This is a genomic window from Kineococcus indalonis, from assembly GCF_009906395.1.
GTDB classification, from domain to species: Bacteria; Actinomycetota; Actinomycetes; order Actinomycetales; family Kineococcaceae; genus Kineococcus; species Kineococcus indalonis.
On the sequence record NZ_JAAALM010000332.1, the window covers coordinates 1 to 4,631 of the forward strand.

Annotated in this window: 3 protein-coding genes and 1 pseudogene; all 4 read left to right on the forward strand. The window is 76.7% G+C overall.

From position 1 onward, the window contains the following. A pseudogene (locus GTR00_RS15000) lies at positions 1–729 on the forward strand (hypothetical protein); the annotation flags it as partial. A gap of 54 nt (positions 730–783) precedes the next feature. Then, entirely contained in the window at positions 784–2,859 is a 2,076-nt protein-coding gene (gene uvrC / locus GTR00_RS15005; protein WP_166612407.1) for an excinuclease ABC subunit UvrC, read from the forward strand. 18 nt (positions 2,860–2,877) lie between these two features. Then, positions 2,878–3,507 (forward strand): flavin reductase family protein, encoded by a 630-nt coding sequence (locus GTR00_RS15010; protein WP_166612408.1) that lies wholly within the window; start codon positions 2,878–2,880, stop codon positions 3,505–3,507. Positions 3,508–3,638: 131 nt separating this feature from the next. Next, positions 3,639–4,568 carry an RNase adapter RapZ gene (rapZ, locus tag GTR00_RS15015; RefSeq protein ID WP_166612409.1) on the forward strand — a complete coding sequence of 310 codons (930 nt, stop codon included), beginning with the start codon at positions 3,639–3,641 and terminating at the stop codon, positions 4,566–4,568. Positions 4,569–4,631: the final 63 nt, after the last annotated feature.

Consider the following 4,631-nt stretch of genomic DNA (forward strand, 5'->3'; position numbering starts at 1 on the left):
CCCGTGGAGCACGACGTCCTCAGCCCCGCCGCCGGCCCCGGCGCCCTGTGGGCCGAGCTCGTCCGGCGCCTGCGCACCCGCGGGGCCACCGTCCTGCTCGGGGCCACCGCCGCCGGGCTGGAGGTCCAGGGGGGCCGCGTGACCGCCGTGCGCGTGCGCGACGCCCACGGCGAGCACCGCGTCGCCTGCCGCGCCGTGGTCGACGCCCTGCCCGGGCACCGCCGCCTGCTGCCGCCGGGCGCCGTCGCGCTCTCGCGCAGCCTGGACACCCACCTCGTGCACCTGCTCGTGGAGGCGGCCGACGGCGCCGTGGTCGGCCCCGCCGCCCACGACGTCACCGTCGACCCCACCGCCGCCGGCGGGCTGCGCACCGTCCGCCTGACCTCCGCGCGCGCCTGGCGCCCGCGCACCCTGGCCCGCCGGTCCGGCGCCGTCCTGCGCGCCGAGCTGCGCAGCACCGGCCACGACGAGCTGTCCGCCCTGGACGACGCGGGCCTGCGCCGCCTGGTCGAGGCGGAGCTGCCCGCCCTCGGCGTGCCGGGCCCGGTGCGCGTCCTCGACGACGTCGTGCTGCACCTGCCCGCCAGCGTGCCGGTGCCCGGCGGCGAGGCCGACGCCGCCCTGCCCGAGGGCCTGGTGCGCGCCGCGGACGGTCCCGTGCCCGGCGCCGGCGACGGGCTGGCCGCCGGCCGCGCCGCCGCCGCCCGGGTGCCCGTGCCCGTGCGCTGAGCGGCGCCCGGAGCCACCGCCGGGCGCGTCGGTGCGTCGGCTTAGCCTCTAGGCGTGCCCGACCCCGCCACCTACCGCCCCAAGCCGGGGGAGGTCCCCGACGAGCCCGGCGTCTACCGCTTCCGCGACCCGCAGGGGCGGGTGATCTACGTCGGCAAGGCCAAGAGCCTGCGCCAGCGCCTGGCGAACTACTTCCAGGACCTCTCCGCGCTGCACCCGCGCACCATGGCCATGGTCACCACCGCGGCCAGCGTGGAGTGGACGGTGGTGTCCACCGAGGTCGAGGCCCTGCAGCTGGAGTACTCCTGGATCAAGGAGTTCGACCCGCGCTTCAACGTCAAGTACCGCGACGACAAGTCCTACCCCTACCTGGCCGTCACCATGGGCGAGGAGGTGCCGCGCGTGCAGGTCCTGCGCGGCGCCAAGCGCAGGGGCACCCGCTACTTCGGCCCCTACACGCACGCCTGGGCCATCCGCGAGACCGTCGACCTGCTGCTGCGGGTGTTCCCCGTGCGCACCTGCTCCAGCGGCGTGTACCGGCGCGCGGCGCAGACGGGCCGCCCGTGCCTGCTCGGCTACATCGACAAGTGCTCCGCGCCGTGCGTGGGCCGCATCTCCACCGAGGAGCACCGCGCCCTGGCCGGGGACCTGTGCGACTTCGTCGCCGGCAACACCGCCCGCTTCGTGCGCCGCACCGAGCAGGAGATGCGCGCCGCCGCCGCCGAGCTGGACTTCGAGCGGGCCGCCCGCCTGCGCGACGACCTCGGCGCCCTGCAGAAGGCGCTGGAGAAGTCCGCCGTCGTCCTGCCCGACGCCACCGACGCGGACGTGTTCGCGTTCGCCGACGACGAGCTGGAAGCCGCCGTGCAGGTGTTCCACGTGCGCGGGGGCCGGGTGCGCGGCCAGCGCGGCTGGGTCGTGGAGAAGGTCGAGGACGTCGGCCCCGCCGAGCTCGTGGAGCAGCTGCTGCTGCAGGTCTACGGCGGCGAGTCCGGCGAGTCCGTGCCCCGCGAGGTCCTCGTGCCGCACCTGCCGGCCACCGTGGAGTCCGACGTGGAGGACTGGCTCAGCGAGCTGCGCGGCTCGCGCGTGGACCTGCGCGTGCCCCAGCGCGGCGACAAGCGCGCCCTGCTGGAGACGGTGCAGCGCAACGCCTCCCAGGCCCTGGCCCTGCACAAGACGCGCCGCGCGGGCGACCTGACCACCCGCAGCCAGGCGCTGCAGGAGCTGCAGGAGGCGCTCGGCCTGGAGGAGGCGCCGCTGCGCATCGAGTGCTTCGACGTCTCGCACACCCAGGAGACCAACGTCGTCGCCTCGATGGTCGTCTTCGAGGACGGCCTGCCGCGCAAGGGCGACTACCGCCGCTTCAGCGTGCGCGGCGACGAGGGCGGCGTGGACGACACCCGCGCCATGCGCGAGGTCCTCACCCGCCGCTTCAGGCGCGCGCGCGCCGAGGGCGACGACGGTGCCGCCCTCGTCGCCGGGCGGGCCGAGGCCGCCCTCGAGGACGGCCCGGGCGCCGACGGGCCCGCGCTGCAGAGCGGGCCCGCGGTGGAGGTCGGGCGCGCGGTGGAGGTCGACGGCGGCTTCGACCCGGGCGCGCCCGCCGGCCTCGACCCCGACACCGGCCGGCCCCGCCGCTTCGCCTACACCCCCAACCTCGTCGTCGTCGACGGCGGGCGCCCGCAGGTGGACGCCGCCGCGCGGGCGCTGGCCGACGCCGGCGTCGTCGACGTCGCCCTGTGCGGGCTGGCCAAGCGGCTGGAGGAGGTGTGGCTGCCGGGCGAGGAGCACCCCCTGGTGCTGCCGCGCACCAGCCAGGGGCTGTTCCTGCTGCAGCGCGTGCGCGACGAGGCCCACCGCTTCGCCATCGCCTACCACCGCTCCAAGCGCAGCCGCTCCATGACCACCAGCGCCCTGGACGGCGTGCCGGGGCTGGGGCAGGCGCGCCGGGCGGCGCTGCTGAAGCACTTCGGCTCCGTCAAGAAGCTGCGCGCGGCCACCGTGGAGGAGGTCGCCGCGGTGCCCGGCTTCGGCCCGCGCACCGCCGCCGCCGTCGTGGAGGCGCTGGCCGGCGCCCCGGCGCCCGAGCCGGCGGTGAACACCACCACCGGGGAGCTCCTCGACTGACCGGTAGCGTCGCCGCGCGTGCACTCCTACGAACCCCGCGAGGGCCACCGCCTGGCGCACGACCCGCTGAACTCCATCGTGGCGCCGCGACCCATCGGCTGGGTGTCCACCCTGGCCGCCGACGGGACCAGGAACCTCGCGCCCTACAGCTTCTTCAACCTCTTCAACTACGCCCCGCCGATCGTGGGCTTCTCCAGCACCGGGTACAAGGACAGCGCCGCCAACGCCGAGGCGACGGGGGAGTTCGTCTGGAACCTCGCCTCCGTCGCGCTCGCCGCGCCGATGAACGAGACCTCCGCGCCGGTGGGCCCGCAGGTGGACGAGTTCGAGCTCGCCGGGCTGGAGGCGGCACCCTCCACCCTCGTCGCCGCCCCGCGCGTGGCGCGCAGCCCCGTCGCGTTCGAGTGCCGCGTCACCCGGGTGCTGCGGCTGACCGACGCCGCCCGGCGCGAGGTCGACGCCTGGCTGGTGCTCGGGGAGGTGGTCGTGGTGCACATCGACGAGCGCCTGCTCGTCGACGGCGTCTTCGACACCCTCGCCGCCGACCCGCTGCTGCGCGGCGGCGGCCCGGCCGACTACTTCACCCTGGGCGCCGAGCGCCGCCTGCGGATGCGCCGGCCGGACGCCGGCGGCGCCCGCGGCCGGTGAGCCCGGGCGGGCGGGCCCGGTGCAGCCGGTGCAGCCGGTGCGCCCGCCCGCCCACGCTGCGCCACGTCACGTCACGCAGCGACAGCGGAGCGTGCAGGCCTCGTCGCGCGCGACACGCCCGGGGTGACAGGATGACACCCGTGGAACCCCCGGCCGACGACCGTCCCGACGCCCCCGCCGGCGAGGCCGCCGCCCGTCCCCGCAGGACCGAGCTGCTCGTCATCACCGGCATGTCCGGCGCCGGGCGCTCCACCACCGCCAAGGCCCTGGAGGACCTCGGCTGGTACGTCGTGGACAACCTGCCCCCGCAGATGCTCGAGCCGCTCGCCGAGCTCGCCGCCCGCGCCGGGCTGTCCGTGCCGCGCATCGCCGTGGTCGTCGACGTGCGCGGGCGCAGCTTCTTCGCCGAGCTCACCGGCACCCTCGCCGCCCTGGACACCCGCCACGTCTCCCCGCGCGTGCTCTTCCTCGACGCCACCGACGAGGTCCTGGTGCGCCGCTTCGAGTCCGTGCGCCGGCCCCACCCCCTGCAGGGCGACGACCGCATCGTCGACGGCATCGCGCGCGAGCGGGCCCTCACCGGTGACCTGCGCTCGCGCGCCGACGTCGTCGTGGACTCCTCCTCCTTCAACGTCCACCAGCTCGGCGCCCTCGTGGCCTCCCTGTTCGAGGCCGAGGGCACCGAGGACCTGCGCGTGACCGTCATGAGCTTCGGCTTCAAGTACGGCACCCCCGCCGACGCCGAGCACATCGCCGACGTGCGCTTCCTGCCCAACCCGCACTGGGAGCCGGACCTGCGGCCCCTGACCGGGCAGGACGCCCCCGTCTCCGAGTACGTCCTCGCCGCCGAGGGCGCCCTGCCCTTCCTGGACCGCTACGCCGGGGCCCTCGAACCCGTCCTGGCCGGCTACCGGCGCGAGAACAAGCGCTACGCCACCGTCGCGTTCGGCTGCACCGGCGGCAAGCACCGCTCCGTCGCCATCGCCGAGGAGCTCGGCGCCCGCCTGCGCCGCGCCGGGGTGGGCGTGCGCGTCCTGCACCGCGACCTGGGGCGCGAGTGAGCCTGCCGACCGGCCCGGTGCCCGTCACCGGCGTCCTGCCCCACCGCCCCGCCGCCCCCGACG

Coding starts and splice junctions, on each gene's coding strand:
- rapZ (WP_166612409.1), top strand. CDS start 3,639: ATGACACCCGTGGAACCCCCGGCCGACGACCGTCCCGACGCCCCCGCC.